A 26,710-nucleotide genomic window follows, 5' to 3' on the forward strand; every position below is an offset into this window, starting at 1 on the left:
AACAGTGCGCAGTGCCGGAGCAACCGACCAGCCCCCTTGTCAGGGGCTGGTCCGGTAGACTTACTCCTGACTCTCACCACGCTCACGGGCAATGGCACGGTAGCCAATGTCCTTGCGGTAGAAGCAACCTTCCCAATCAATCCTTGCAGCCAGGGCATAGGCATTTTCCTGTGCCTTGCCGACTGTTTCGCCCAGAGCGGTTGCGCACAATACGCGACCGCCGCTGGTGACGACACGCTCGTCCTTGAGTGCTGTGCCTGCATGGAAGACCTTGCCCGGCAGTTGTGCCGCAGCATCCAGACCTTCGATCGCGGCGCCTTTGGCGTAATCGCCAGGGTAACCACCGGCAGCCAGAACGATGCCCAGACTTGGACGAGGGTCCCATTGTGCCTCGACCTTGTCCAGTGCCTGTGCCAGCGCAGCTTCGACCAGCAGCACCAGGCTAGATTGCAGGCGCAACATGACAGGCTGGGTTTCCGGGTCGCCGAAGCGGCAGTTGAACTCGATGACTTTCGGGTTGCCCGCCTTGTCGATCATCAGACCAGCATAGAGGAAACCGGTATAAACGTTGCCTTCTTCTGCCATGCCACGAACAGTTGGCCAGATGACCAGATCCATGACGCGCTGGTGAACTTCGGCAGTCACCACAGGCGCGGGGGAGTAAGCACCCATGCCGCCGGTGTTCGGACCGCTGTCGCCGTCGCCGACGCGCTTGTGGTCCTGGCTGGTGGCCATTGGCAGGACATTCTTGCCATCGACCATCACGATGAAGCTGGCTTCTTCGCCGTCCAGAAACTCTTCGATCACGACCCGCGAACCGGCTTCGCCAAAGGCATTGCCAGCCAGCATGTCGCGCACGGCGTCTTCGGCTTCGGCCAGCGTCATGGCAACGATCACGCCTTTACCGGCAGCCAGGCCGTCAGCCTTGATGACGATCGGAGCGCCTTTTTCACGCAGGTAAGCCAGTGCAGGCTCGATCTCGGTGAAGTTCTGGTAGTCGGCGGTCGGGATCTTGTGGCGAGCCAGGAAGTCCTTGGTGAACGCCTTGGAGCCTTCAAGCTGAGCGGCGCCAGCCGTCGGGCCGAAGCAGTCCAGGCCACGGCTGCGGAACAGATCCACAACGCCTGCGACCAGCGGGACTTCCGGACCGACGATGGTCAGGGACACGTTCTTCTCGGCGAAGTCGGCCAGTTGCTCAAGAGCCAGCACGTCGATGGCGACGTTCTCGCACTTGGCTTCGATGGCCGTACCGGCGTTGCCCGGCGCGACGAAAACCTTCTCGACCCGCGGGTCCTGAGCCACTTTCCAGGCCAGAGCGTGTTCACGACCGCCGCTGCCGATAATCAATACGTTCATAAGTGAAAGTCTCCTTCGGAGAAAGCTACAAGCTGCAAGTAAAGGCTGATCGCGCAGCTCTCGAACTACAGCTTATGGCTTTGAAAAATGGAGCTGCCGCATCAAGAAAGAGCGGTGCAATCCGCTCTTTCTTGTCGCTTGCAGCTTTAGGCTCAAAACTGCAATCAGTGCCTGAAATGGCGCATTCCGGTGAAAACCATCGCAATGCCCGCTTCGTCTGCTGCCGCAATCACTTCGTTGTCGCGCATCGAGCCGCCTGGCTGGATGACGGCAGTGATGCCGGCCTTGGCGGCATTGTCGATGCCGTCGCGGAACGGGAAGAAGGCGTCGGAAGCCATGACCGCGCCCTGAACCTGCAGGCCTGCGTGCTCGGCCTTGATGGCGGCGATACGTGCAGAGTTAACGCGGCTCATCTGGCCGGCGCCGACACCGATGGTCTGGCGGTTCTTGGCGTAGACGATGGCGTTGGACTTGACGTACTTGGCGACTTTCCAGGCGAAGATCAGGTCGTGTACTTCGTGTTCGGTCGGTGCGCGCTGGGTGACGATCTTGAGGTCGGCAGAGGTGATCATGCCGATGTCGCGGCTTTGTACCAGCAGGCCGCCATTGACGCGTTTGTAGTCCCAGGCCGCGCCACGTTCGGCAGCCCATTGACCGGTGGTCAGCAGGCGAACGTTGGCTTTGGCGGAGACGATTGCCGCAGCTTCAACGCTGACGCTTGGCGCGATGATGACTTCGACGAATTGACGATCAACGATGGCCTTGGCGGTTTCGGCATCCAGCTCGCGGTTGAAGGCGATGATCCCGCCAAAAGCGGATTCGGTATCGGTGGCGTAGGCCAGTTCGTAGGCCTGGCGAATGCCGCCTTCGGGGCTGACGGCAACGCCGCACGGGTTGGCGTGCTTGACGATCACGCAGGCCGGCTTGACGAAGCTCTTGACACATTCCAGTGCAGCATCGGTGTCGGCCACGTTGTTGAACGACAGTTCCTTGCCTTGCAGCTGGGTAGCGGTCGCGATGCCGACTTCGGCAGGCTTGGCTTCAACGTAGAACGCCGCGCTCTGGTGCGGGTTCTCGCCGTAACGCATTTCCTGCGCCTTGACGAACTGGGTGTTGAAGGTACGCGGGAACTGGCTGCGGCCTTCGGTGCTGAGGGTTTCTGCAGTCTGGTCGACGCTGCCCAGGTAGTTGGCGATCATGCCGTCGTAGGCGGCAGTGTGTTCAAAGGCCTTGAGCATCAGGTCGAAACGCTGAGCGTAGGTCAGGCCGCCAGCCTTGAGGTTTTCCAGGACCTGAGCGTAGTCACTGGCATTGACCACGATAGCGACGTCCTTGTGGTTCTTCGCAGCGGAGCGAACCATGGTCGGGCCGCCGATATCGATGTTCTCGATGGCGGTCGGCAGGTCGCAGCCCGGCTTGGAAACCGTGGCTTCAAACGGATAGAGGTTGACCGCAACCAGATCGATCGGCTTGATGCCGTGCTCGTTCATGATTGCATCGTCGATGCCGCGACGACCCAGGATGCCGCCGTGGATCTTGGGGTGCAGGGTCTTGACCCGGCCATCCATCATCTCGGCAAAACCGGTGTAGTCGGCTACTTCCACGGCTGCAACACCGTTGTCCTGCAGCAGCTTGAAAGTACCGCCAGTCGAAAGAATCTCTACGCCCAGCGCTTCAAGCTCGCGTGCGAATTCGAGAATTCCTGTCTTGTCGGAAACGCTGATCAAAGCGCGGCGGATCGGCAGGCGGGTAGTCTGGTCGGTCATTTCAATTTCCATCAAAAGCAAAGGAAGTCAGCAAAAAAAGGCGACCGCTGTGCAAGGTGGGTCGCCTTTTCTGTATTGAATAATGCTTAAAGCAGGTCGTACTGCTTGAGTTTCTTGCGCAGCGTGCCGCGATTGAGCCCCAGCAGTTCGGAAGCCTTCGTCTGGTTGCCCTTGACGTAGTTCATCACGCTTTCGAGAAGCGGAGCCTCGACTTCCGACAACACCAGGTTGTAGACGTCAGTGACGGAAGCGCCTTCGAGGTGGGCGAAATAATTGTGCAGCGCCTTCTCTACACTGCCGCGCAGGGTCTGGCCCTCTTCGCTCGGCGTGTTGAGGTGCTGTTTCAAATTGACGTTGTCGCTCACGGGTGTTGTTCCACTCACTAAAGTCTCGGTCATCATCGTCATGCGGCCACCTCTTCTTTATTCTCGTTATCCGGGCCCCTGTAGCCTTGGCTCAAGAACTCCCGGACGTTGGCGCACTGTGCTTCCGTATCTTCCAAACGATTGAAATGGGCGCGAAATTCCCTGGCGCCCGGCAAGGTTGCGAGATACCAACCGACATGCTTGCGTGCAATGCGCACGCCCATCACGTCTCCATAGAAGGCGTGCAGGGCTGTCAGATGTTCAAGCAGAATACGTTCCACTTCACTCACCGGCAGCGCCGGCAGTTTCTCGCCGGTACGCAGGTAGTGATCTATTTCACGAAAAATCCATGGTCGCCCCTGGGCGGCCCGGCCAATCAACAACCCGTCCGCTCCGGTGGCCTGCAGCACGTACCGGGCTTTCTCGGGTGAAACGATGTCTCCATTGGCAAACACCGGAATCGACATCGCCTGCTTGATTTCGGCGATGGTGTCGTACTCGGCTTCACCGGTGTAAAGGTCTGCACGGGTCCGCCCGTGGACCGCCAGCGCCTGTATGCCGGCCTGCTCGGCGATTCTGGCGACCGTAAGGCCGTTTTTGTTATCGCGGTCCCAGCCGGTGCGGATCTTCAGGGTCACCGGTACATCGACTGCGGCCACCACGGCCTGCAGTATTTCGCTTACCAGCTTTTCATCTTTCAGAAGCGCCGAACCTGCGGCCTTGTTACAGACCTTCTTGGCCGGGCAGCCCATGTTGATGTCGATGATCTGGGCACCCAGTTCGACATTGGCCCGCGCTGCCTGAGCGAGCATCTGTGGATCGCCACCGGCGATCTGGACCGAGCGGGGCTCGGGATCACCTTCGTGGATCATGCGCAGACGCGATTTGCGACTGTTCCACAGGCTCATGTCACTGGTGACCATCTCCGACACCACAAGCCCTGCGCCGAGTTCTCTGCACAGTTGCCGGAAAGGCTGGTCGGTGACACCCGCCATCGGGGCGAGGATCAAGCCGTTCTGTAACGTATATGGACCGATGCGTACCGCCGACATAGCTTTACCTATCGTGGGGCCGAATCATCCGCAGGCCGTGTAAAAACCGTTCTACACGGTCTGCAACAGCCCCGTCTGCCGTTGCTTTCGCAACATTCAGACCGAACCGAGAGTTTGAAAAAGGGTTGGCATGATACCCGCTCTCGATGACTGGATAAAGGCTGAATTGGATAAAATCTGAACAGTTATTTTCTTATCGCCAACGGTTCGCTTCTTGAGCGAATTGTCATGAAAACGTCGGTATTCAGGCTGTCTGCCACGGGAAAACATGCCTTCAGGCCCGAAGAGCACCGGCAGGCAGGATCAGGCAGAGGCTTATTCCGGTGATCGGAAGTTCAGGCTGTAATTCACGGCTTTCGCGCCAGGATCGAGGATGTCCAGCGCAATATGGATCGGTGTCTGGGGTGGCATCTCTTCCTTGCCAGCCATTTCGCCGCTCAGGTATTCCCCCGGCTTGAACCGACGACTGGCAATGAGCTGACCGCTGGTATCGGCAAATCTTAGCTCAAGGAGCGGAAAGGGCTGGGAGAAAGAGGCACGGTTGTAAATGATGGCGTCTACCACCAGCGCGCCCTGGAATTCGGGATGACTGCGTACCACCAGATTGCTGCTCTTGAGCAGGTTGATGTCGACCTTGGAAGGCACCTTGCAGTCGATCTTCGGGCAAATCTGCTGGAACCAGGGACGATACTGGTCCTGTCTGGCCAGATGGTCGAAGTGATACCAGATGTACTGGCCAGCCAGGCCGGCCAGGGCGAGCAGAACCAGCAGGCTCCAGAGCAGGCGACGGCCCCAGCGTGGCTTGGGGCGTTGCCAGTCCAGTTGCAACGGGTCATCGGTCAGGTCCAGAAGGGCCTGATCGCGGACTGCTGGTTCGTTTCGGGCGCGTTTGCCACGAGAGTCGATTGCCGGCTCGTGGTCATCGTCGTGATCGTCTTCGTCGTCATCCCGCGCCGACCAGCGCTCTGTGCTTTCGCTGGCTGGCTGCTTGCGGGCGCTGAGTGCTGGCTGATCATCGTCCAGATCGACAGGGGTCGATGACAATGAAGGCTCGGTCCGCTCGCGGCCTGGCGGCTGCTCGGGTTCGTCTTCATGGTCCGGCTCAGGAGCCTGTTCCGTGGTGCTGATAACCTCGGCCTGGATTTCCGGTAGCTGGCTGACATCGTCGTTGCGCAGGCTGCCGACCCATGTGCCTTCTTCGGTTTCCGAATGGTCGCGCTGGGCAGTCAGCGTTGCATCGCTGTTACGTGTGCCCGGCTTGCCGAAATTGTCGGCCAACTGGATTTCCCGCTGCTCGAGCCGGGCGAGTTCTTCGTCCAGGTCCAGGTTGTCCAGATCGAACTCGCTGACTTTCCAGGGATCGTCATCTTCTGGAACGGTCTGCGTCGGCTCGGGAAGCGGCTCGGCAGTCAGCACCGCAGGCGCTTGCTCGACGACTTCGGGGGCGACGATTTCCTGATCGGGTGGTGGCGTGATGTCGGCTTCGTCGATCGAGCGCTGCTCCAGCAGTTGCCGGGCGGCATTGAAGACCTGCAGGCAGGCCCCGCAGCGCACCACGCCGCGGGCCACGCTCAGTTGGGCGTGGCTGACTCTGAAACTGGTTTGGCAGTGGGGGCACTGGGTGACGAAGCTGTCGGTCATGCTGCTGTCCGGTTCAGGCGGCTGTTAACGGCGACGACCCGTGATGCGTACCCAGCCATCACGGTTGGCGATAGGGTCCAGATCGAATGTAGCAGCATAGGCGGCTGCCACTTCCGGGCCTTGTTCTGCAAGGATGCCGGACAGCGCCAGGCGACCGCCGGTCTTGACCAGGGTTGCCAGTTGCGGAGCCAGCGATACCAGTGGGCCGGCCAGGATGTTGGCGACCAGCACGTCAGCTTGCTGCTGAGGCATGTCTTCAGGCAGGTAAAGCGGGAAACGTTCGGCTGCAATGTTGTTGCGCCCGGCGTTGTCGCGAGAGGCTTCGAGCGCCTGGACGTCGATATCGGTGCCGATTGCCTGCTCTGCGCCCAGCAACAGTGCAGCGATGGCCAGAATGCCCGAACCGCAACCGAAGTCCAGCACGTTGCAGCCTTTGAGGTCCTGACCGTCCAGCCATTCCAGGCACAGGGCCGTGGTGGGGTGGGTGCCGGTGCCGAATGCCAGGCCCGGATCGAGCAGCAGGTTCACGGCATCAGGCTCGGGCGCGGCGTGCCAACTCGGGACGATCCACAGGCGCTGGCCGAAGCGCATTGGCTGGAAGTTGTCCATCCAGCTGCGTTCCCAGTCCTGGTCTTCGATGACTTCGGCGGTGTGCTCGGGCAGTTCGGCGTCGGTCAGCAGGCGCAGGTGCGCCAGGGCCAGATCGGCGTCGGTGTCTGCCTCGAACAGGGCCAGCAGGTGGGTGTGTGCCCACAGTGGCGTGGTATTGAGTTCTGGCTCGAAAATCGGCTGGTCTTCGGCATCCATGAAGGTCACGGATACGGCGCCGACTTCAAGCAGCGCGTCCTCGTAGGTTTCGGCTTGTTCTGGGCTGATGGCGAGGCGGACTTGCAGCCAAGGCATGGCGGATTACCTTCGAGTCAAAATGGGTGCGCGGTACTGCCGCGAAGAAGCGGGCAAGTTTACTTCTATGCGACGCAAACAACAAAGCCGCATCGCTGCGGCTTTGTTGATCTGAAACACACTGACTTATTGATTGGCCAGTTTGTGTTCCAGATAGTGGATGTTGACTCCGCCTTCGCAGAAGCCTTCATCACGGGTCAGATCGCGATGCAGCGGGATATTGGTCTTGATCCCGTCGACCACGATTTCGTCCAGGGCATTGCGCATGCGTGCCATGGCTTCGTCGCGGGTCGCGCCCCAGGTGATCAGCTTGCCGATCAATGAGTCGTAGTTCGAAGGAACCTTGTATCCGCTGTACAGGTGCGAGTCGACACGTACACCGTTGCCGCCTGGTGCGTGGAAGTGCTTGACCAGGCCTGGGCTCGGAATGAAGGTTTTCGGATCTTCAGCGTTGATCCGGCATTCCAGCGCATGACCATGGATGACGACGTCATCCTGGGTGTACGACAGTTTGTTGCCGGCGGCGATGCTCAGCATCTCCTTGACGATGTCGATACCGGTGACCATTTCCGAAACCGGGTGCTCTACCTGAACACGAGTGTTCATTTCGATGAAGTAGAAACGGCCGTTTTCGTACAGGAACTCGAAAGTGCCCGCTCCACGGTAGCCGATGTCGATACAGGCCTGAACGCAGCTTTGCAGTACGTCCTTGCGCGCGTCTTCGTCGATGAACGGTGCTGGTGCTTCTTCCAGGACTTTCTGGTGACGGCGTTGCAGTGAGCAGTCACGGTCGCCCAGGTGAATCGCATTGCCCTGGCCGTCGGAAATGACCTGGACTTCCACGTGACGTGGGTTGGTCAGGTACTTTTCCAGGTAGACCATCGGGTTGCTGAACCAGGCAGCCGCTTCGGCGCGGGTCTGGCTGGCAGCTTCGATCAGGTCTTCCTCGCGGTGAACCACGCGCATGCCGCGACCACCACCGCCACCGGCGGCCTTGATGATCACCGGGTAGCCGACTTCACGGCCGATGCGCAGTGCGGTTTCTTCGTCTTCCGGCAGCGGGCCGTCAGAACCTGGAACCGTTGGCACGTTGGCACGCTTCATGGCGTCCTTGGCAGAAACCTTGTCGCCCATCAGGCGAATGGTGTCTGCTTTCGGACCAATGAAGGCGAAGCCCGACTTCTCTACCTGCTCGGCGAAATCCGCGTTTTCCGCGAGGAAGCCGTAGCCCGGGTGAATCGCCGTGGCGCCGGTCAGTTCGGCTGCCGATATGATTGCCGGGATATTCAGGTAGGACAGGTTGGCTGGAGCCGGGCCGATACAGACGGTTTCGTCTGCCAGACCCAGGTGCATCAACTCGCGATCTGCCGTGGAATGTACAGCGACGGTCTTGATGCCCAGTTCCTTACAGGCACGCAGGATGCGCAAGGCAATTTCGCCGCGGTTGGCGATCAGAACTTTTTCCAACATCGCAGGCTCTCCCCGGTTCAAACGATAGTGAACAGCGGCTGGTCAAATTCAACCGGCTGACCGTTTTCTACCAGGATGGATTCGATGACGCCGCTGGCTTCTGCCTGGATGTGGTTCATCATTTTCATCGCTTCGACGATGCAGATGGTGTCGCCTTTCTTGACGGTCTGGCCGACTTCGACGAATGCAGGCGAAGTAGGCGCAGGGGTGCGGTAGAAAGTACCGACCATTGGCGACTTGACCACGTGACCGTTCAGCTTTGGAGCCGAAGGTGCTTCTGCAGCAGCGGCAACCGGTGCGGCCGGAGCAGCTACAGGTGCAGCCACTGGAGCTGGCGCGTAATACGGTTGTGCCGGAGTCTTGCTGTGACGGCTGATCCGTACGGATTCTTCGCCTTCACGGATCTCCAACTCGTCGATACCGGATTCTTCCAGCAGTTCGATCAGTTTCTTGACTTTGCGAATATCCATTAATCATCAACTCCCAAGGGGTCTGTCAGGGCATTTCGGCAGCCGGTTCAAGCCGGATGGGCCAGCGTTGCTGGTCCGGTCATGGCTTGGAGCTAACGGCCAATTGTTCCAGGGCGGCCTCCAGGGCCAGTCGGTAACCGCTGGCGCCAAGGCCGCAGATCACTCCTACAGCAGCATCTGAAAAGTAGGAGTGATGGCGGAAAGGTTCGCGTTTGTGCACGTTTGATAAATGCACTTCGATGAATGGGATGCTCACTCCCAGCAGCGCGTCACGTATTGCCACACTTGTATGTGTAAAAGCAGCCGGATTGATCAGAATGAAGTCCACGCCTTCCGTACGGGCAGCATGGATCCGGTCGATCAATTCGTACTCGGCGTTGCTTTGCAGGTACATCAGATGGTGACCGGCGTCGCGAGCGCGCCGTTCCAGATCCTGGTTGATTTGAGCCAGGGTCACTGCGCCATATATCCCGGGCTCGCGAGTACCGAGCAGATTCAGGTTGGGGCCGTGCAGTACCAGGAAAGTCGCCATCGTTTATTCCTTTTTGTGTTTACGGGCGTTCACGCCCGGCGACTATGCCGCAAGGAGGATGTACTGTCCAGTTAACTACAGTAGCCAGCACAATGAGCGATGTTTGCGTAAAGTTTGTGACCCGACAGCTATTTTGGGTCATTTGCTCTATTTATGCGCTCAATGAAGGCAGGGGCGTCGATTTCACCGATGACCCGGACATTTTCCAGTTCTTCGCCGCTTTTACTGAAAAATAACAACGCGGGTGGTCCGAACAGCTTGTAGCGGTCAAGCAGCGCTCGTTGTTCTGCATTGCTGTCAGTCATGTCGAAACGGATCAGGCTGTAGCCTGCCAGTTTCTCGACGACGCCCGGATCGGGCAGTACTTCGTGCTCGATCACCTTGCAACTGATGCACCAGTCGGCATACCAGTCGAGCAGCAAGGGCTTACCTGTATTTCTGGCTTCGCTGAGGGCACGCTCCAGTTCGGCAGACGTGGTGATGGTCTGCCATTGGGATGACGTCGGTAATACCGTGCCGTTGTTGAGGGTCGCTTGTGGGCGTCCCAGTGGACGAGTCGGGTCGGTCTGCCCGCTCAATGCGCCGTACCAGCATGCCAGAGCGTAGACCAACAAAAGCAGGCCGAGCAGTTGTGCGAGCTTTTGTCGTGGAGATTTTGCAGTGAGTTCCAGCGTTCCGAGGAACAGCGCGACGCCGGCACACAGAATGCCGATCAGCAGCAACGTGACCTGTCCCGGCAATACACGGCTCAGCAAGCCGATGGCCAGACCCAGCAGCAGCACGCCAATGGCGTTTTTCACGGTTACCAGCCATGGGCCGCTTTTTGGCAGCCAGGCCGCACCGCCGGTCGCGACCAGCAACAGCGGCGCTCCCATGCCCAGGCCCAGGGCGAACAGTTTCAGGCCTCCGCCCAGTGCATCGCCGCTGGCGCTTATATAAAGCAATGCACCGGCCAGTGGTGCCGAAACGCAAGGCGATACCAGCAGGCTGGAAACCACGCCCAGCACGGCGGCACCCCAGAGCGAGCCGCCTTCGGTCTTGCCTGCAATACGATCCAGCCGGTTACTGATGGCTTGTGGAAGGCGCAGTTCGAAGACGCCAAACATCGCCACTGCAAACAGCACGAAGAACAGCGAGAACGGCACCAGCACCCAGGCCGATTGCAGGCGTGCCTGCAGGTTCAGGCCAGCGCCGAACATGCCCATCAATGCGCCCAGCAAGGCGAAGCACAGAGCCATCGGCAATATGTAGGCCAGTGACAGATTCAGACCGCGCAGCCCGCCGACCTGACCCCGCAGGACCACGCCGGAAAGAATCGGCAGCATCGGCAGTACGCAAGGAGTGAAGGTCAGGCCGATACCGGCGAGGAAAAACAGCGCCAGCTCTTTCCAGCTCCAGGCCTGTGAAGTGGTATCGGCGGGCACATCACCAATATTCAGGCGTTCGGTTTCCGGGGGATAGCACAGGCCTTTGTCGGCGCAGCCCTGGTAGCTCACGCTCAGGACAAAGGGGCGCTCTTCACCGGGCTTGCGGGGCAGGTCGATATCGAGAATGCCGTGATAGACCTCGACGTCGCCAAAGTACTCATCGTGCTTCTTTTCGCCGGGAGGCAGTTGCGCTTCGCCCAGGCCGATGTCGGCGGGTTCGGTGCGGAACTGGAAGCGATGGCGATACAGGTAATAACCGTCGGTGGCGACGAATCGCAGCTTGATCGATTGCGGAGTCGTTTCGATCAGGCTCAGTTTGAATGCCTCGCGTACAGGCAGGAATTCCTTGCTGTTATCCAGTGAGGTGCCACCCAGTGTCGGTGCAGGGCGACTGTCCAGCAGGCTGGTCCCTAAAGCGGGCAGGGCCAGGATCAACAGCATCAGGCATAACAAACGGCGCATGGCAGGCTCGATTCTCGAAAGTCAGCGCATGATAGCGGAGTGTTTCAAGGCATGCAGGGGTGAGGTTTGTAAGGACGGATTTCGTACTTGTCCTCGGCGGCTATTGTTCCTGGATTTGCGGCTCGGGCAGTACCACGTGATAGGGCTCTTCAACCACGGCTGAGTGAATCTGATTGCGACCTGCATGTTTGGCGCGATACAGCGCGTTGTCGGCCTGGGAGGCAAGGGTCAGGCTGTCGTCATACACGCCCAGCGCCACCACGCCGGCACTGAAGGTGCAGAACAGGTCCGTCGGCTGGGCGGGGTAATGTATTTCCGCAAAACGGTAGCGGATCTCTTCGAGTACCTGATGAGCACTCTGAATATCGGTATCCGGCATCACGATGGCGAACTCTTCGCCACCGTAGCGCCCGATGAAGTCGGTCTTGCGCAGGCGCTGCTTGAGAAACAGTGCCAGGCTCTTGATGACGCGGTCGCCCATGGGGTGGCCGTGGCTGTCGTTGACCTTCTTGAAATGGTCGATATCGAGCATGGCAAAGCACAGCGGCTTGTTTTCGCGCCGGGCGCGAAAGCTGCAGTCTTCCAGCAACTGAAGAATGTGGGTGTGGTTGTACAGGCCGGTCAGGCTGTCACGCACCATGCGCGCCTTCAGGCTGCGCGCCCGGGCCGCACGGTTGCGGACCGTGGTGATCAGGTGGCGCGCCTTGATGGGTTTGGTCAGGAAGTCATCGCCGCCTTCGCTCATGGCGTCGAGCTGCTTGTCCTGATCGTCTTCGGCGGACAGGTAGATGATCGGCACACTGACGTAACGGTCGTTGTGGCGAATGACTTTGGCCAGTTCGGTGCCTGTGCAGCCGGGCATGTACATGTCGAGGATGATCAGGTCCGGCTGGAATTCCGCCAGTTCGGACATGGCCTGGATCGGGTCCAGCAATGTGCGGGTCACGATTCCGGCAGCATTGAGCACTCGTTCGGTGTGGGTGGCCTGGGCGCGGGAGTCATCGATGACCAGCACCTTGTAAGGCTCGTACTGTGCCACGCAGGTCAGGACTTCGATTTTCTCCAGCAGGCTTGAGGCTTCCAGGGTTCCGGTCAGGAATTCCTCACCGCCGGCGCGAACGGCCGCCAGCCTCGTCGGTGTATCGGTTTCATGATGGCTGAAGAAGAGGAGGGGCAGTTTCTGCTCAAGTCCTTCCTGAACCTGTGAGGCGAGTTTCAGGCCTTCGCCCGGTCCGCTGAAGTCTACATCCATGATGATGACCGACGGATGGCGCTCCAGCATTGCTGACTGAAACTGGGCAACGTTGTCCAGTGACAGGGCTGACAGGCCGAAGAACTCCAGCTGTTTGGCAAGGCGTTCGGCCCGTTCGCGATCTTGAAGCACGACATAGACTGGCTTGCGCAGTGGCGGGAGTGCGGTTTGTTCCAGTTTGTCGCCGTGACGCAGGCCGGTGCGGGAAAGGCGCTGCATCAAACGGTTGAGTTCGGTGATCAGGGTGCTGTTGAGTCGGCCGCGGTTGGCTTCGACGGTTTCCAGTGCCTGCCCGATATCCCGGGCCAGTTCCAGGTGTTCGTCCTGCTCGAACCGTTCGGCGAACCGCTGCAGGCGCAGGGTCGAGTCCTTCAGTTCGGCCATGTCGGCGATAGACCATTCGGATTTCTGCAGTCGCTGCCAAGTCTCAAGAATCTGACGTGCTTGATGAGTGACCCTTTGGGCAAAGTGGTGCTTGAGACGATCGCGGCTAGGGTCTTCTGACTCGGTCATATTATGAGTACTGTGGGGTTGCTGAGTAGTACCGATGCTGGCTCTATGCTAGCACCTCCGCTTGTATAGAAGAGTGCCGTAAGTCACTTATTCGTCAACAAAAGGGCGTCCGGTTTCTGTCAGAGTCATTTTTGCGCCTAAAGTTTGCACGATGGCTGTATTTCTCTGCCATTCGCACCTTGTTCCAGGGCGGCAGGTTTCGAGGCGACAACAAAACCTTGCGTCGCGCATGTCAGCAAAAGGCACCTTGCTGTAAGGTTGCGGTCGAAGCCCTGAACCCGGACTGAAAGGACCCTTACCATGCTGGATTGGAAGAACCGCGCAGGCAGCGCGGGTGAGCGTACCGCTGATACTGCGTCGGTCAAGAGACGTGGTTACCTGGGCAACCTTTTCTATAGCAGAGCCCTGGGTTCCCTGATTCTGATCTATTTGCTGGTCACCCTGCTGGTGGGCTGGTACTGGAGCAAGGAGCCTGCGCTGTTTCCCGTACAGCAGAATGCCCAGGCCGCTGCCGAGCGTGAAGGCAAGCCGATGGTGATCGGTTACACCACGGTCGAAACCCTCAAGACAGTCTCCCGGACACTGCTCGACAAGCGTGGCGGCTATCTGTCCAACGATCGCTTCCCGCCAGGTCTGTGGCTGGACAACATGCCAAGCTGGGAATACGGCGTGCTGGTACAGGTCCGCGACTTGAGCCGTGCGTTGCGCAAGGACTTTGCCCGTTCGCAGTCGCAATCGGCTGAAGACGGTGATCTGGCCCGTGCCGAGCCGTTGTTCAACTTTGATAACCGCAGCTGGGTGCTGCCGTCGAGCGAGTCGCAGTACACTGATGGCATCAATGCCCTGAGCCGCTATCAGGCACGCCTCTCCGACCCCAATCAGAAGGGCGCCTTGTTCTATGCCCGTGCCGACAACCTGAATAACTGGCTGGGCGACGTGGGCACACGTCTGGGGTCCCTGTCCCAGCGTCTGTCGGCCAGTGTCGGTCGGGTCAAGCTCAACAGCACTCTGAAAACCGAAGCCATGGCCTCGGTCAAGCCGGGCGAAGTGCCGCAGGTCGACGAAGAAATAGTTGAAACCCCGTGGCTGCAGATCGACAACGTCTTCTATGAAGCCCGTGGTCAGGCCTGGGCGTTGTCGCATCTGCTGCGTGCCATCGAGGTGGACTTCGCGGACGTACTGGCCAAGAAGAACGCGACCGTCAGCGTGCGTCAGATCATTCGTGAGCTGGAGGCTTCCCAGGAGCCGCTGTGGAGCCCGATGGTCCTGAACGGCAGCGCGTTTGGCGTGCTGGCCAACCACTCGCTGGTCATGGCCAACTACATCTCCCGGGCCAACGCGGCGGTGATCGACCTTCGCCAGTTGCTGTCCCAGGGTTGATGGACTTTTCTGCGCAAGAGGCCGCGCATCGCGCCGCCTCGGACGCCGAGCAGATCGCCTGGGTCGATGAGCAGGACCGGCTCCAGGGTTCGCTCCCTCGGGCCGAACTGCGCGAGCGTGGCCTGATCGGGCGAGGCACTTATATCTTGCTGTTCAATTCGGCAGGCGAGCTTTGCGTTCACCAGCGCACCCTGAGCAAAGCCATTTATCCCGGTTTCTGGGATGTGGCGGCGGGAGGCATGGTGCAGGCCGGTGAAAGCTATGCCGAGTCGGCTGCCCGTGAGCTTGAGGAAGAGCTGGGTGTTGGCGGTGTTGCGTTGCAGGCCCATGAGCAGTTTCTCTTCGATCAGCCGGGCAACCGGATCTGGTGCGCGGTATTTTCCGCCGTCTGGGACGGGCCTCTGAGCCTGCAACCTGAAGAGGTCTTGCAGGCGCGCTTCATCCCGGTGGCCCAGGTCTTGGCAGAAACTGCCGAAAAGCCTTATTGCCCGGACTCTCTGGCAGCGTTGAAACGCTATCTGGAGCAGGTCGCAAATGTTCAGTAAATTGGCGCATTCAGGCTCTTAGCAAGCATGCTTTTTGCCGGTACACTGCGCGACCTTTTAAAACTGGGCCGGCCATGCCGTTCCAGTAGCGCTGCCCCTGCCAGAGTGGGGCTTCGCGGTCGAAGGCTCACGATCGAGCCCGGCCCGTCTTCAGTCCTCAACAAGAGGATTTCCAGTGGCTAAGAAAGCCGCATCCTTCGCCGCCCTGGGTGGCTTGGTGTTTTCAACCGACGCAGGGCGTCATTGTCCCGAATGTCGTCAGCCTGTCGATGCCTGTACCTGCAAGCAGAACGTCATCCCCGAGGGAGACGGTATTGCGCGCGTGCGGCGCGAGAGCAAAGGCCGTGGAGGCAAGACCGTGACCACCATCACGGGCGTGCCACTGGCCGAGGATGGGCTCAAGGAACTGGCCAAGGCGCTCAAGCAGCGTTGCGGCACGGGCGGAGCCCTCAAGGACGGAGTGATCGAGATTCAGGGCGATCACGTCGAGCTGTTGCTGGCGGAACTGGTCAAGAAAGGTTTCAAGGCCAAAAAGTCCGGCGGCTGAGCGAGAACCAAACCGTCATTTCCACTCTCTACACTGCGCATGCCTGTCATTGGGGCGGCGCTACATGACTTATCTATAGGGGACTTCGATGTCCGTAAGACGCACACGCAAAGACGATGGCAGCCAATGGACCGTTGCGGACAGCCGCAGTGTTTACGGGATTCGTCATTGGGGGGCCGGTTATTTTGCGATCAATGAATCCGGTCGCGTTGAAGTTCGTCCCAACGGGCCGGGCAGTTCGCCCATCGACCTTTATGAGCAGGTCGACAATCTGCGCAAGAGCGGTTTGTCCCTGCCATTGCTGGTGCGTTTCCCCGATATCCTTCAAGACCGCGTTCGCCAGTTGACCGGTGCCTTCGACAGCAACATCGCGCGCCTGGAATACCAGAGCCAGTACACCGCGCTGTACCCGATCAAGGTCAACCAGCAGGAAGCAGTGGTGGAAAACATCATTGCCACCCAGAACGTCTCCATCGGCCTTGAGGCGGGTTCCAAGCCTGAGTTGATGGCGGTGCTGGCGCTGGCGCCCAAGGGCGGGACCATTGTCTGCAACGGTTACAAGGACCGTGAGTTCATCCGTCTGGCACTGATGGGCCAGAAGCTGGGCCACAACGTCTTCATCGTGATCGAGAAAGAATCCGAAGTCGAACTGGTCATCGAAGAGGCTGCAGAGCTCAAGGTTGCTCCGCAAGTGGGCCTGCGCGTGCGCCTGTCTTCGCTGGCGTCGAGCAAGTGGGCCGATACCGGCGGCGAGAAATCCAAGTTCGGCCTGTCGGCCGCGCAACTGCTCTCGGTGGTTGATCGTTTCCGCAAGGCGGGCCTGGATCAGGGCATTCGCCTGCTGCATTTCCACATGGGCTCGCAGATCGCCAATCTGGCGGACTACCAGCACGGGTTCAAGGAAGCGATTCGTTACTACGGCGAGCTGCGCAATCTGGGGCTGCCGGTAGACCACATCGACGTGGGCGGCGGTCTGGGCGTGGATTACGACGGTACGCACTCGCGTAACGCCAGCTCCATCAACTACGACATGGATGACTACGCTGGTGTCGTGGTCGGCATGCTCAAGGAGTTCTGCGACGCCCAGGGCCTGCCGCATCCGCACATTTTTTCCGAAAGCGGCCGCTCTTTGACCGCCCACCACGCCATGCTGGTGGTGCAGGTGACCGACGTCGAAAGGCACAACGACGAAGTACCGCTGATCGAAGACAAGGAAAGCCTGCCGGAAACCGTGCAGTGGCTGATCGATCTGCTGGGCCCGACCGATATCGAGATGGTGACCGAAACCTACTGGCGTGCCACGCACTACATGAGCGATATCGCGACCCAGTATGCCGACGGCAAGATCAGCCTGGCGCAGAAAGCTCTGGGCGAGCAGTGCTATTTCGCGGTTTGCCGCCGCCTGCATAACTCGTTGAAAGCCCGTCAGCGTTCCCATCGCCAGGTGCTGGACGAACTCAACGACAAGCTGGCCGACAAGTACATCTGTAACTTCTCGGTCTTCCAGAGCCTGCCCGACACCTGGGCCATCGGCCAGGTGCTGCCGATCATTCCGCTGCATCGTCTGGGCGAAGAGCCCGTACGTCGTGCGGTGCTTCAGGACCTGACCTGCGACTCCGACGGCAAGATCAACCAGTACGTTGACGAGCAGAGCATCGAAACCAGCATGCCGGTGCATCCCCTGAATGAAGGTGAAGATTATCTGCTGGGTATCTTCCTGGTAGGTGCCTATCAGGAGATTCTGGGTGACATGCACAACCTGTTCGGTGATACCGACTCGGTGAACATCTACCAGAACCAGGATGGTAGCGTTTACCACGCCGGTATCGAAACCCACGACACCATCGAAGACATGCTGCGTTACGTGCACTTGTCGCCGGAAGAACTGATGACCCATTACCGGGACAAGGTTGCCAGCGCCAGGATCAGCCCGCGTGAGCGCACTCAGTACCTGGATGCGTTGCGCCTTGGCCTGACTCGTTCCTCTTACTTGTCTTCCTGACTTTTCGCGAATGAATTCGCTCCTGCACCTGTGGGAGCGAATTCATTCGCGATCAATCATTGTGTAGTCCAAAACCTCTTCACATGTAGGCAGCTTCCTGTTCTGCCTTTTGCCCTCTACTCGATCCCGCTTCTCGGCCAGAATCGCCGCTCGGATTCCTCTGTAGAGAACACCCTCATGCCCGATCCCGCCAGCGCGCCGCTTTTTCGTCTGGAGATCGCCCGTCTGCGTCATTGTTTTACCGTCCTCTGGTTACGGGGTACGGAAGCGATCAGTCAGCCGTTTGCCTTCGAGCTGGAAGTCGTCAACGAAAGCCTCGATGTGGATCTGGCAAGCCTGATGTACAAGCCGGTATTCCTGAGTTTCAAAGATGGTAGTCATGGCTTTCATGGCCAGATCCACAGTGCGGTGCGCAGTCATTTCCGGCCCGGGCCTGCTTGTTATCGATTGAAGGTCGGCCCTCGGCTGGCCTGTCTCGGGCAGCGTTACAACCAGCGCATCTTTCAACACATGACCGCCCCGCAGATTATTGCCAGGGTTCTGGAAGAGCATGGGCTGCGCAAGGGCAGCTATCGCTTCGAGCTGAAAACCCAATGCCGCGAGCGTGAGTATTGCGCGCAATATCAGGAGTCTGACCTGCAACTGTTGGCGCGTCTGTGTGCCGAAGAGGGCATTCACTATCACTTCATTCATTCTCGCCAGCGCCATGAACTGGTCTTTGGCGATAGCCTGCGCGGTTTTCGTCCTGCGCCTGCGGCGCCCTGGCAGCAATTGCCACACCGACAGGGCGTCACCCGTTTTGCTGTCACCACCCAGGGCCAGGACTTGCCAGGCAGTCGCTCCCGGCAGCGGGCCGAAGGCGAAAGCAGCCTGCCATTTGTGGTCTCGGGGTATCTGCTGCCGCTGACCGGTCACCCGGAAACCGAGTGGAACCACATGTGGCTGGTCAACCAGGTCGAGCATCACTGCGTTGAACCGGGGTCGGAAGCTGAAGACGGTGAGGGTTATACCAATCGTTTTCAGGCTGTTCCCTGGGAAGTGGGCTTCAGCGTGCCTGAGCCGCAGCCACGTGCGAAGGTGCCGCAGTTGCAGCGGGCCTGGGTCGTCGGTCCGCCGGGGCAGGAGGTCGAGCGCGATTCGGTGGGGCGTCTGAAGGTGCAGTTCGAGTGGGGGTTGCAGGGATGTGGTGCGCGTTACAACGATTGCTGGCTACCGGTGATGCAGGGGCTTGAATGGGTGTTTACCGGCGGGATGGAAGTGCTGGTGAGTTTGCTCGATGACGATATGGATCGCCCTGTGATTACTGCCTGCCTGCATTCTCGTGCCTGTAAGCCAGCTTTCAGCCCGTGCGAAAGAGCCTTGCCCGCCGACAGCGTGCAGGCGCAACTGGACTGGCAGATGATCTTGGGCGAGAAGCGCCGCTTTCGTCTGGATAACGGGCCGACCGTGTCGTTTGAAGAGGGCAGCGAGCTGTCGTTAAGCATCGGTTCCAGTCGGGTGCGGCTTGATTCAAGCGGTCTGACCCTGACCAGCCCGAGAATCACCTTTGCCGGCAGGATGGCCGAGAGCGATCAATAGGCGAACCAGCCGTCCTTGCGGTTCAGGCGCCAGGCGATGGTCCCAAGGCTCAAGCCACGCACCAGGGTGAAGGTCATGAACGTCAGCCAGAGTCCATGGTTGCCCTGGTCGACGGCGAAAAAGGCGACGGGAGCGATCAGGGCAACGCTGATCAGCATCGCATTGCGCATTTCACGGGCGCGTGTGGCGCCGATGAACAGGCCGTCCAGCAAATAACTCCAGACCGCGAGCAGGGGCATGGCAGCCAGATAGGGCAAATAGACAAGGGCGGTTTCACGCACTTCGGGGATGTTGGTCTGCATCTGCACGAAGAGATGCCCGCCCGTCAGGAACAACAGCGCAAAGGCCAGGCTGGCAATCAGGGACCAGCCACCGGCGACCACCAGAGAGCGACGTAATGCCGTGCGGTCACTCGCTCCGATGGCATGCCCGCACAAGGCTTCCACGGCATGGGCCAGCCCGTCCAGTGCGTGGGACGTCAGCAGCAGGCCGTTGAGCAGCAATGCATTGGCGGCGACGGTGGCATCTCCCAGTCGAGCGCCCTGGGCGGTGATCAGGAACATGATCGACTGCAGCGCCAGGGTACGAATGAAGATGTCGCGGTTGACCGCCAGCAGCGGGCGCCAGTTGCTCCAGAGTTTCAAGGCTGCCCAGACGATCCTGCCCGGCCAGGCCCGCAGAGCGTTGCGAGCCATGAACAGACCGATCAATGCACCGGTCCACTCTGCCAGCACCGAAGCCCGCGCCGAGCCGACCACTCCCCAGTCCAGGCCCAGAACGAACCACAGGTTGAGAAGGATGTTCACCGCATTGGTGATCAACAGAATGGCCAGCGACGCCCTGGCGTTCTGGGTGCCGAGAAACCAGCCCACCAGCGCATACGTGGCCAGTGCCGCAGGCAGGCCGAAAAGCCGGGCGTGGAAGAAATCCAGGGTCATCTGTTGCAGGTCGGCCGAGGGCTGCATCAACGACAGGGCCAGATGACTGAAGGGCAGGGCAATCAGTCCCAGCAGGCAGGCCAGCCCCATCGCCAGCAGCAGGCCTTGCAGCAGAATCTGGCGCAACGCCGCGCCGTCGCTACGCCCGGCAGCCTGGGCAGCGAAGCCGGTGGTGCCCATGCGCAGAAAACCCATGGCCCAGGCCAGGAAGGTATAGAGCGTGGCCCCCACCGCGACTGCGCCCAGTTGATGGGCGTGGGGCAGGTGGCCGATCACGGCGGTGTCCACCAGCGCCACCAGCGGTACTGAGATATTCGACAGAATCATCGGTAGCGCCATGCCCCAGACTCGATGATGAGTGGGGCGATGGCGCCAATCGCTGGACAACTTGGACATGAGGACTCCCGGCAAGGCGGGCATTGTAGCCGTAATGCCGGTCAGTTGAAGCGCACGGGGTGTGTGACGGTCAGTGAATGATCCAGCTCAGCAGCCACAGTCCCAGCGCCAGCCAGATGATGCCCATGATGATGGAGGCGCGCATGAAGGCACGGATGGCGGAGTACAGAAGCATCAGGCCGATGACCAGTGCAACGATGCTGATCAGTGAAGCGTCCATGCCCAGGGTGCGGGACAAACCGTCCACGAAGTTGCCGCCGGCATGGGTGAAACCGTTGAACAGCCAGGCAAGAGTATCCACCACGAAGCGGATCACGGACCCGATTGCCTGGCCCAGCCATTCAAAAAAGCTTTCTACCTTCATTTGTGCATCCTGATCACGTTATAGGTCTGCTCGCTTTGGCTATGGAGCAGTATGGCTAGTTCCGTGGATCATGAAGGTTCGTGTCATTGCACCTGAAAGATTTTCGGCTCGGGAAAGAGGTTGTTGAGGGTTTCCAGCAGGCGGACGTGGTAAATCGGCTTGCGGAACAGATCCAGTACCTGCAGGCGCAGCAAGTCGCTGACGTCCTCCATATCGGCATGCCCCGAAGTGACGATCACAGGCAGGTGCTGGCGCGAAGTGTGTTCACGCAGGCGTTTGATCAACTGAATACCGCTCTCTTCCGGCATGCGCAGGTCGGTGATGACAAGCGCAATGTCCGGATGGCGTGTCAACTGCTGCAGAGCCATCTTGACGGAGGAAGCAGTGAAGCAGCAGAACCCCTCGCCTTCGAGCAGTTCTGCCAACTCTTCATTGGCGTCCTCTTCGTCATCAACCAGAAGCAGCTGTTGGCGTGTGGGGTGGACGGCCATATAGATACCCTTGAAAACGTTGGTAACGGCCTCGGATCTTACAACACTTTATCCTCGTTCAATCAAGCGTCAGACTGCCGTACCGCCCAATGCGACCAGAACCTGGTTGAAGATGACTCGCACTTGAGCACTGATGGCTGGCACGAAGGCAACAATGGCCACGGCCACCATGGCAGCCAGAAGTACGTACTCGATAGCCGAAGCGGCTTCCCGGTTTTTCAGGAAGGCCTGAATGTGCGTATAGACGCGTATGTACAGATTGGTAAGGAACATCTCGATTCTCCTTGCACCCTTCATGGCGCGGCTCATACCCGCAATTTCGTACAACCTTTGCACTTACAGCATTGCCTCCAACTCGCGAACCCACAACCGTAATAAAGCATTAATCACAAAGTTATAAATCGCCTTTCCAGACCATCCAGAGAGGGATATTTCACCGACCTTGATGGCGTTTTGGGTGGTGTGGGCTACCTTCAAAAGAGCGGCATGTGATTGTTCTTCATTGCTATTGCGAAGTTGATGCGTTGGATTGAGGTGGTCATGCGATGACAAAGGAAGCGTTGCCATGAGCAGTCGTATCACCATGGTGCTCGCTATCGTTTTTTTACTCGGTGCACTGGTTGCCGGGTATCTGGGAATAGTGGTCAGTAAAGAGCCAGCGCCGCCGCCCCCTCCTGTGGAGGCCCCCGTCGTACAGGCACCGCCTCCCGTGGAGGTCGCGCCGCCTGCGCCGCCCGTCGAAGAAGCGCTGCGCCAGAGTGTCGTGGTGCTGGCGCGCGATGTGCCTCCCTACACTTCTCTCAAGGAAGACGATCTGCTGATCGAGCGTCTCAAGGTCGCGCCTGTCGGCAGTTTCAGCAAGATCGAAGACGTGCTCGAACGCCGCACCTGGCGTCCACTGGCGGCAGGGACCTGGCTGAGTGAAAGCAGTTTCGAGGCGGGTGGCACCCTGGCGCGGATGATTCGTCCCGACGAACGGGCACTGGCCTTGTCCGTCGATGAGGTGATTGGTGCTGGCGGGCTGCTCAGCCCCGGCGATTATGTCGACGTTCTGCTTTATCTCCCCGAAGACACTGCCAACCCTGTTCGCTCCAGTCAGGTGGTGGTGCCCGCCTTGAGAATCCTGAGTGTAGGTGGGCTGCTCGGGCTGACTCGCGACGGCAAGCCTGCCCACAACATCAGTGCCGACGAGCGCTTCCAACTGGAGCAGCAACGCATAAATGCCAGGAGCGTAGTGGTGGCGGTGCCCGAAGCCTTGCTGAGCCGCTTGCTGCTGGCCACCCAGACTGGCGTGTTGCGTCTGGCCGTGCGCAGTGCCGATGAAGGCAATCTGCAGGATTACTGGACCGGTGACCCCGGCCGCCCCGATGTTGCCGTACGCCTGGATACGGCCAGACGCGACCTGGTGCAGTTCAGCCAGTTGGCCCTCAGTGGTGGAGGCAACCAGCATGGCGGTGCGTCTCGTGGATCTCGTGGTGTCGAGGTGATACGCGGCAACCAGGTAACGCAACAAACTCCCTGATCGAGCAAGGAAGCATTTGATGAGCCGTTGTTTCGTACCGGTCTTAAAACGTCACGCGCTGTTTTTGCTGTTCGCTGGACTGGGCGTTGATTCAAGCTGGGCAGCTTCGAGCACTGCCAGTAATGCCGGCAATGGCTGTGCAAGTCTGGCGGCCATGCCGACCGTGCTGGAAGTCACGCAAGGCATGCAGCAGGATGTTCGTTCGCCGGTGGCCATCACCCGGATTGCCGTGGGTAATCCGAAGGTGGCCGATGTGCTGGTCAATGGCAACCAGGGCTTTCTGCTGACGGGCGTCTCTACGGGGGCCACCAGCCTGATGGTCTGGACGGCCTGTTCCACCTCGCCGCGCCAGAGCATGGTGTTTGTTCGGGGCAGCGGCACAGCCGCGCTGGTCGATCCTGCGCCGGTGCCTTCTCTCGACCCCCAGTTGCCAAGTCAGGTGCAGACCGACATTCGCTTCATTGAAGTCAGTCGTACCAAGCTCAAGGAGGCCAGTACCTCGATCTTCGGGACCGGCTCGAACAACTTTCTGTTCGGCGCTCCCGGCACGGTAACCGATGTCACAGTCTCGCCAGGCACGGTCGGCTCCACGCGGCCAGCCATCGGCCTGAATAACAACAACTTCAATATCGTCTGGGGCGGTGGCAGCAGCAAGGTGCTGGGCATGATCAACGCCATGGAAGGCAGCGGCTTTGCCTACACCCTGGCGCGCCCGAGTCTTGTGGCGTTGAACGGGCAGAGTGCGAGCTTTCTGGCGGGCGGCGAGTTTCCGGTGCCGGTGCCCAGCGGAGACGGCAATGGCATTTCCATCGAGTACAAGGAGTACGGCGTACGCCTGACGTTGACGCCTACCGTGGTCGGACGTGACCGTATTCTGCTCAAGGTCGCGCCCGAGGTCAGCGAGCTGGACTTCTCGGCAGGCATCACCATTTCCGGAACCACTGTGCCGGCACTCAATGTGCGACGTACCGACACCAGTATTTCCCTGGCCGACGGGGAAAGTTTTGTGGTCAGCGGCCTGATCAGCTCCAGCAATATCGCCTCGGTGGACAAGTTTCCGGGACTTGGCGATATCCCCATTCTGGGCGCTTTTTTCCGTAACTCGCAGATTCAGCGCGATGAGCGTGAGCTGCTGATGATCGTCACGCCGCATCTGGTGCAGCCTCTGGCGGTCAACGCCCAGTTGCCTACGCTGCCAGGCGAAGGCCTGCGCAATTACGATCCGAATTTCTTCCGTATGTATTTCCTCGAGAACGGTGATTTCGAGCGCCGTAGCGGGTTATCTCAATGAGTCAGAGCCTGAGTCAGACATTCCTGGCGATTACCCGAAACCCCACTGATCTTGAATGGTTGCAGGGCGCTCTGGGATCGCTGGGTCAGGTGGTGAGTGCTGGCAGCGGCAGCCTGGACGATTTGCTGGCGCTGGTGGACGTGACCTTCGCCAGCGTGGTGTTCGTGGGGCTCGATCGTGAGCACCTGATGAACCAGAGCGCTTTGATCGAGGGCGCACTGGAAGCCAAGCCGATGCTGGCGATTGTTGCGCTGGGCGATGGCATGGATAACCAGTTGGTGCTCAATGCCATGCGCGCCGGAGCCAGGGATTTCGTGGCCTATGGCTCGCGCTCCAGTGAGGTTGCCGGTCTGGTGCGGCGCTTGAGCAAACGCCTGCCAGCGGTGACACCGAACCCCAACATGAGCGGTCTGTCGGTGTTGTATGGGGCTCAATGCGATGGTGACGGGGCTCTGATCGCCTCTCACCTGGCGATGGTGGTACAGAAGGCCGGACAGCGCACCTTGCTGCTGGATCTGGGCTTGCCCCGTGGCGACAGCCTGTCGATGCTCGGTCTTGAATCGACGTTCAGTTTTGGCGACGCACTGCGCCATTTGCGCAGGCTGGACGCGACCCTTATCGACAGTGCTTTCACCACCGCCGAGAACGGCTTGCGCATTCTTGCCTACACCGAGGCCGACGATCATCTGGAGCAGTCCAGTGCGGCCGAGCTTTACATGCTGCTCAGTGCCCTGCGCCAGCATTTCCAGCATGTCATCGTGAATCTGGTGGGCCAGCCGGACAGCGAAGCCCTGCGCACCTTTGTAAGCCACTGTGACCAGTTGCTGTGGTACGCCGACCAGAGCGTGATCGAGTGCCGACGCAATCTGGCGGTGCTCAATCTGTGGCGGGAAAAGGGCATGCGGATGCAGCACGCCGGGTTGTTGATCGACGGCTATCTGCGTTCGGTAGCGCCCAATTCGGAAACCGTGGGGAAAACCTTCGGCCTGCCGGTGATTTCGGTCTTGCCGCTGAGCCCTGAATTGCGACTCAACGCGAAGAATCAGGGTGTTTCGCTGTTCGATCTGGCGCCCAGGGAAGCGCTGTGCGCGGGGTTACGTCGACTTGGGGATCACCTGGTCCGTCATTCCGATGCTTATGAAAAACCCAGTGAAGGTTTCTTCGCTCGACTATGGGGGAATAAATAATGGCGGAGAAATTGTTTGGCGTTGCTTCGCGTACCCAGGGCAGCACGGATGACGGGCAAGGGCTCAAGCTGGTGTTGCATCGCTACATCATCGATGGCATCGAGGAGAGCGGCAAGAACCTGCTCGAAGGCTCGCGGCCGGTCCTGGCGCAGTTTGTGTTCGACAAGGTGGCTGAATATGTCGCCCGGTTGCGGCTGGCCATTTCGCGTTATGAAATGGAGCGTCTTGCCGAGGAACTGGTCGACGAACTGACCGGCTTCGGCCCGCTGGAAGTGTTGCTGCGCGATACCGCAGTGACGGAAATTCTGGTCAACGGGCCGGGCAAGGTCTTTGTGGAACGTGACGGTATCTTGCACCACACCGACTTGCGTTTTATCGACTCGCACCACGTCGAGCGCGTCATGCAGCGCATTCTGGCGCCCCTTGGCCGTCGGCTGGATGAGTCCTCGCCCATGGTGGATGCGCGACTGCCCGACGGCAGCCGGGTCAACGCAATCATCCCGCCGATTGCTCTGGACGGGCCTTGCCTGTCGATCCGGAAATTCCGCAAGGACATGCTCAAGAGCACCGATCTGGTGGCGATGCAGACCATCGATCAATCGATCTTCGATTTCTTCCACGAGGCGGTGGGCAAGCGTTGCAATGTGTTGGTCAGCGGCGGTACCGGCACCGGCAAGACCACCATGCTCAACGTGCTCAGTCAGATGATCGACACGCAACAGCGGCTGGTGACCATCGAAGACGTTGCCGAACTGCAGCTGATTCACCCCCATGTGGTGCGCCTGGAAACCCGGCCACCCAACGCCGAAGGCCATGGTGAGGTGCGCGCCAGCGACCTGATCCGCAACTCCCTGCGGATGCGCCCGGACCGCATCATCCTTGGGGAGATTCGTGGTGTGGAAGTGCTGGATGTACTGACTGCCATGAACACTGGCCACGATGGTTCCATGAGTACTGTGCACGCCAACAACGCTCAGGATGCCTTGTTGCGTCTGGAAACCCTGGTCGGCCTGACCGGCCGGCAGATTCCCGAGCGGACCCTGCGGCAAATGATCTGCGCGGCACTGGACGTCATCATCCAGCTGGCCCGCCTGCCCGACGGGCGTCGTTGCGTCAGCGAAGTGGTCGAGGTGGTGGGCATTCGCGACGACATTTATGTCACCAACACCCTGTTCCGTCTGGACCGGCGCACCGGCATCGGCTTCCTGCGTGAGGCCGTGCACGCCGCGGGTGACAAATTGCGACCTTCTTACTGACGCG

General features: G+C 59.6%; 25 protein-coding genes. 9 read left to right on the top strand and 16 right to left on the bottom strand.

Going from position 1 to position 26,710, the window contains the following annotated elements; all coding sequences use genetic code 11:
* Positions 1–60 precede the first annotated feature (60 nt).
* The 11 genes from purD to CKW23_RS21375 all read right to left on the bottom strand — a co-directional run bounded on the left by purD (position 61) and on the right by CKW23_RS21375 (position 13,209).
* Complete coding sequence (purD, locus tag CKW23_RS21325) at positions 61–1,356, bottom strand: phosphoribosylamine--glycine ligase (RefSeq protein WP_025262145.1); 1,296 nt, start codon at positions 1,354–1,356, stop codon at positions 61–63.
* A 164-nt stretch (positions 1,357–1,520) separates the two neighbouring features.
* A complete protein-coding gene (gene purH, locus CKW23_RS21330; protein WP_025262144.1) occupies positions 1,521–3,122 on the bottom strand; it encodes a bifunctional phosphoribosylaminoimidazolecarboxamide formyltransferase/IMP cyclohydrolase in 1,602 nt (533 codons plus the stop codon).
* Positions 3,123–3,208: 86 nt separating this feature from the next.
* Positions 3,209–3,529, bottom strand: a complete 321-nt coding sequence (fis, locus tag CKW23_RS21335; RefSeq protein WP_002555375.1) for a DNA-binding transcriptional regulator Fis — start codon at positions 3,527–3,529, stop codon at positions 3,209–3,211.
* Positions 3,526–4,539: a tRNA dihydrouridine synthase DusB gene (gene dusB / locus CKW23_RS21340; RefSeq protein WP_025262143.1), complete on the bottom strand. Its 1,014-nt coding sequence runs from the start codon at positions 4,537–4,539 to the stop codon at positions 3,526–3,528. Before dusB ends, fis begins: the two co-directional genes overlap by 4 nt.
* Positions 4,540–4,854: 315 nt before the next feature.
* Positions 4,855–6,180: a DUF3426 domain-containing protein gene (locus CKW23_RS21345; protein WP_025262142.1), complete on the bottom strand. Its 1,326-nt coding sequence runs from the start codon at positions 6,178–6,180 to the stop codon at positions 4,855–4,857.
* A gap of 24 nt (positions 6,181–6,204) precedes the next feature.
* Positions 6,205–7,083 (bottom strand): 50S ribosomal protein L11 methyltransferase, encoded by an 879-nt coding sequence (prmA, locus tag CKW23_RS21350; RefSeq protein ID WP_025262141.1) that lies wholly within the window; start codon positions 7,081–7,083, stop codon positions 6,205–6,207.
* A gap of 126 nt (positions 7,084–7,209) precedes the next feature.
* Positions 7,210–8,553, bottom strand: a complete 1,344-nt coding sequence (accC, locus tag CKW23_RS21355; protein ID WP_025262140.1) for an acetyl-CoA carboxylase biotin carboxylase subunit — start codon at positions 8,551–8,553, stop codon at positions 7,210–7,212.
* 17 nt (positions 8,554–8,570) lie between these two features.
* Positions 8,571–9,023 (bottom strand): acetyl-CoA carboxylase biotin carboxyl carrier protein, encoded by a 453-nt coding sequence (gene accB / locus CKW23_RS21360; RefSeq protein ID WP_025262139.1) that lies wholly within the window; start codon positions 9,021–9,023, stop codon positions 8,571–8,573.
* A 79-nt stretch (positions 9,024–9,102) separates the two neighbouring features.
* Positions 9,103–9,555, bottom strand: coding sequence for a type II 3-dehydroquinate dehydratase (aroQ, locus tag CKW23_RS21365; protein WP_025262138.1), 453 nt, complete (start codon positions 9,553–9,555; stop codon positions 9,103–9,105).
* A 128-nt stretch (positions 9,556–9,683) separates the two neighbouring features.
* The gene (locus tag CKW23_RS21370; RefSeq protein WP_095068301.1) at positions 9,684–11,444 is read right to left on the bottom strand and encodes a protein-disulfide reductase DsbD; all 1,761 of its coding nucleotides are present in this window, start codon (positions 11,442–11,444) and stop codon (positions 9,684–9,686) included.
* Positions 11,445–11,544: 100 nt separating this feature from the next.
* Complete coding sequence (locus tag CKW23_RS21375) at positions 11,545–13,209, bottom strand: PleD family two-component system response regulator (RefSeq protein WP_025262136.1); 1,665 nt, start codon at positions 13,207–13,209, stop codon at positions 11,545–11,547.
* A 300-nt stretch (positions 13,210–13,509) separates the two neighbouring features.
* Between CKW23_RS21375 and CKW23_RS21385 the strand changes: the two genes are divergently transcribed.
* The 5 genes from CKW23_RS21385 (at position 13,510) to CKW23_RS21405 (ending at position 19,261) form a co-directional block, all read left to right on the top strand.
* A complete protein-coding gene (locus tag CKW23_RS21385; RefSeq protein WP_025262135.1) occupies positions 13,510–14,589 on the top strand; it encodes a DUF2333 family protein in 1,080 nt (359 codons plus the stop codon).
* Positions 14,589–15,134 carry an NUDIX hydrolase gene (locus tag CKW23_RS21390; RefSeq protein ID WP_095068302.1) on the top strand — a complete coding sequence of 182 codons (546 nt, stop codon included), beginning with the start codon at positions 14,589–14,591 and terminating at the stop codon, positions 15,132–15,134. Before CKW23_RS21385 ends, CKW23_RS21390 begins: the two co-directional genes overlap by 1 nt.
* 175 nt (positions 15,135–15,309) lie before the next feature.
* Positions 15,310–15,681, top strand: coding sequence for a translation initiation factor Sui1 (locus CKW23_RS21395; protein ID WP_025262133.1), 372 nt, complete (start codon positions 15,310–15,312; stop codon positions 15,679–15,681).
* Between the two features lie 88 nt (positions 15,682–15,769).
* Entirely contained in the window at positions 15,770–17,683 is a 1,914-nt protein-coding gene (gene speA / locus CKW23_RS21400) for an arginine decarboxylase (RefSeq protein ID WP_025262132.1), read from the top strand.
* Positions 17,684–17,860: 177 nt separating this feature from the next.
* Entirely contained in the window at positions 17,861–19,261 is a 1,401-nt protein-coding gene (locus CKW23_RS21405; RefSeq protein ID WP_025262131.1) for a contractile injection system protein, VgrG/Pvc8 family, read from the top strand.
* Here CKW23_RS21405 and CKW23_RS21410 read toward each other — a convergent pair.
* The 5 genes from CKW23_RS21410 to CKW23_RS26350 all read right to left on the bottom strand — a co-directional run bounded on the left by CKW23_RS21410 (position 19,255) and on the right by CKW23_RS26350 (position 22,017).
* On the bottom strand, positions 19,255–20,595 hold the full coding sequence (locus CKW23_RS21410; protein ID WP_095068303.1) for an MATE family efflux transporter: 1,341 nt from the start codon (positions 20,593–20,595) through the stop codon (positions 19,255–19,257). The two genes, CKW23_RS21405 and CKW23_RS21410, sit on opposite strands and share 7 nt — an antisense overlap.
* 70 nt (positions 20,596–20,665) lie before the next feature.
* Positions 20,666–20,959, bottom strand: coding sequence for a hypothetical protein (locus tag CKW23_RS21415; protein WP_025262129.1), 294 nt, complete (start codon positions 20,957–20,959; stop codon positions 20,666–20,668).
* Positions 20,960–21,042: 83 nt separating this feature from the next.
* Positions 21,043–21,450 carry a response regulator gene (locus CKW23_RS21420; RefSeq protein ID WP_025262128.1) on the bottom strand — a complete coding sequence of 136 codons (408 nt, stop codon included), beginning with the start codon at positions 21,448–21,450 and terminating at the stop codon, positions 21,043–21,045.
* A 69-nt stretch (positions 21,451–21,519) separates the two neighbouring features.
* Complete coding sequence (locus CKW23_RS21425) at positions 21,520–21,723, bottom strand: Flp family type IVb pilin (RefSeq protein WP_025262127.1); 204 nt, start codon at positions 21,721–21,723, stop codon at positions 21,520–21,522.
* 63 nt (positions 21,724–21,786) lie between these two features.
* The gene (locus CKW23_RS26350) at positions 21,787–22,017 is read right to left on the bottom strand and encodes a hypothetical protein (RefSeq protein WP_143008733.1); all 231 of its coding nucleotides are present in this window, start codon (positions 22,015–22,017) and stop codon (positions 21,787–21,789) included.
* Here CKW23_RS26350 and cpaB point away from each other — a divergent pair.
* From cpaB to CKW23_RS21445, 4 genes are read left to right on the top strand one after another with little or no spacing between them, the layout of a single operon-like run.
* Positions 22,016–22,972: a Flp pilus assembly protein CpaB gene (cpaB, locus tag CKW23_RS21430; RefSeq protein ID WP_025262126.1), complete on the top strand. Its 957-nt coding sequence runs from the start codon at positions 22,016–22,018 to the stop codon at positions 22,970–22,972. The genes CKW23_RS26350 and cpaB overlap by 2 nt on opposite strands.
* 19 nt (positions 22,973–22,991) lie before the next feature.
* Positions 22,992–24,263: a type II and III secretion system protein family protein gene (locus tag CKW23_RS21435; protein ID WP_025262125.1), complete on the top strand. Its 1,272-nt coding sequence runs from the start codon at positions 22,992–22,994 to the stop codon at positions 24,261–24,263.
* Positions 24,260–25,450 (top strand): pilus assembly protein, encoded by a 1,191-nt coding sequence (locus tag CKW23_RS21440; protein ID WP_025262124.1) that lies wholly within the window; start codon positions 24,260–24,262, stop codon positions 25,448–25,450. The genes CKW23_RS21435 and CKW23_RS21440 overlap by 4 nt, the downstream gene beginning before the upstream one ends.
* Positions 25,450–26,706, top strand: a complete 1,257-nt coding sequence (locus CKW23_RS21445) for a CpaF family protein (RefSeq protein ID WP_025262123.1) — start codon at positions 25,450–25,452, stop codon at positions 26,704–26,706. Before CKW23_RS21440 ends, CKW23_RS21445 begins: the two co-directional genes overlap by 1 nt.
* Positions 26,707–26,710 lie beyond the last annotated feature (4 nt).

The sequence above is a fragment of the Pseudomonas sp. Irchel 3A18 genome (assembly GCF_900187465.1).
In the GTDB taxonomy this organism is placed as follows: Bacteria; Pseudomonadota; Gammaproteobacteria; order Pseudomonadales; family Pseudomonadaceae; genus Aquipseudomonas; species Aquipseudomonas cichorii.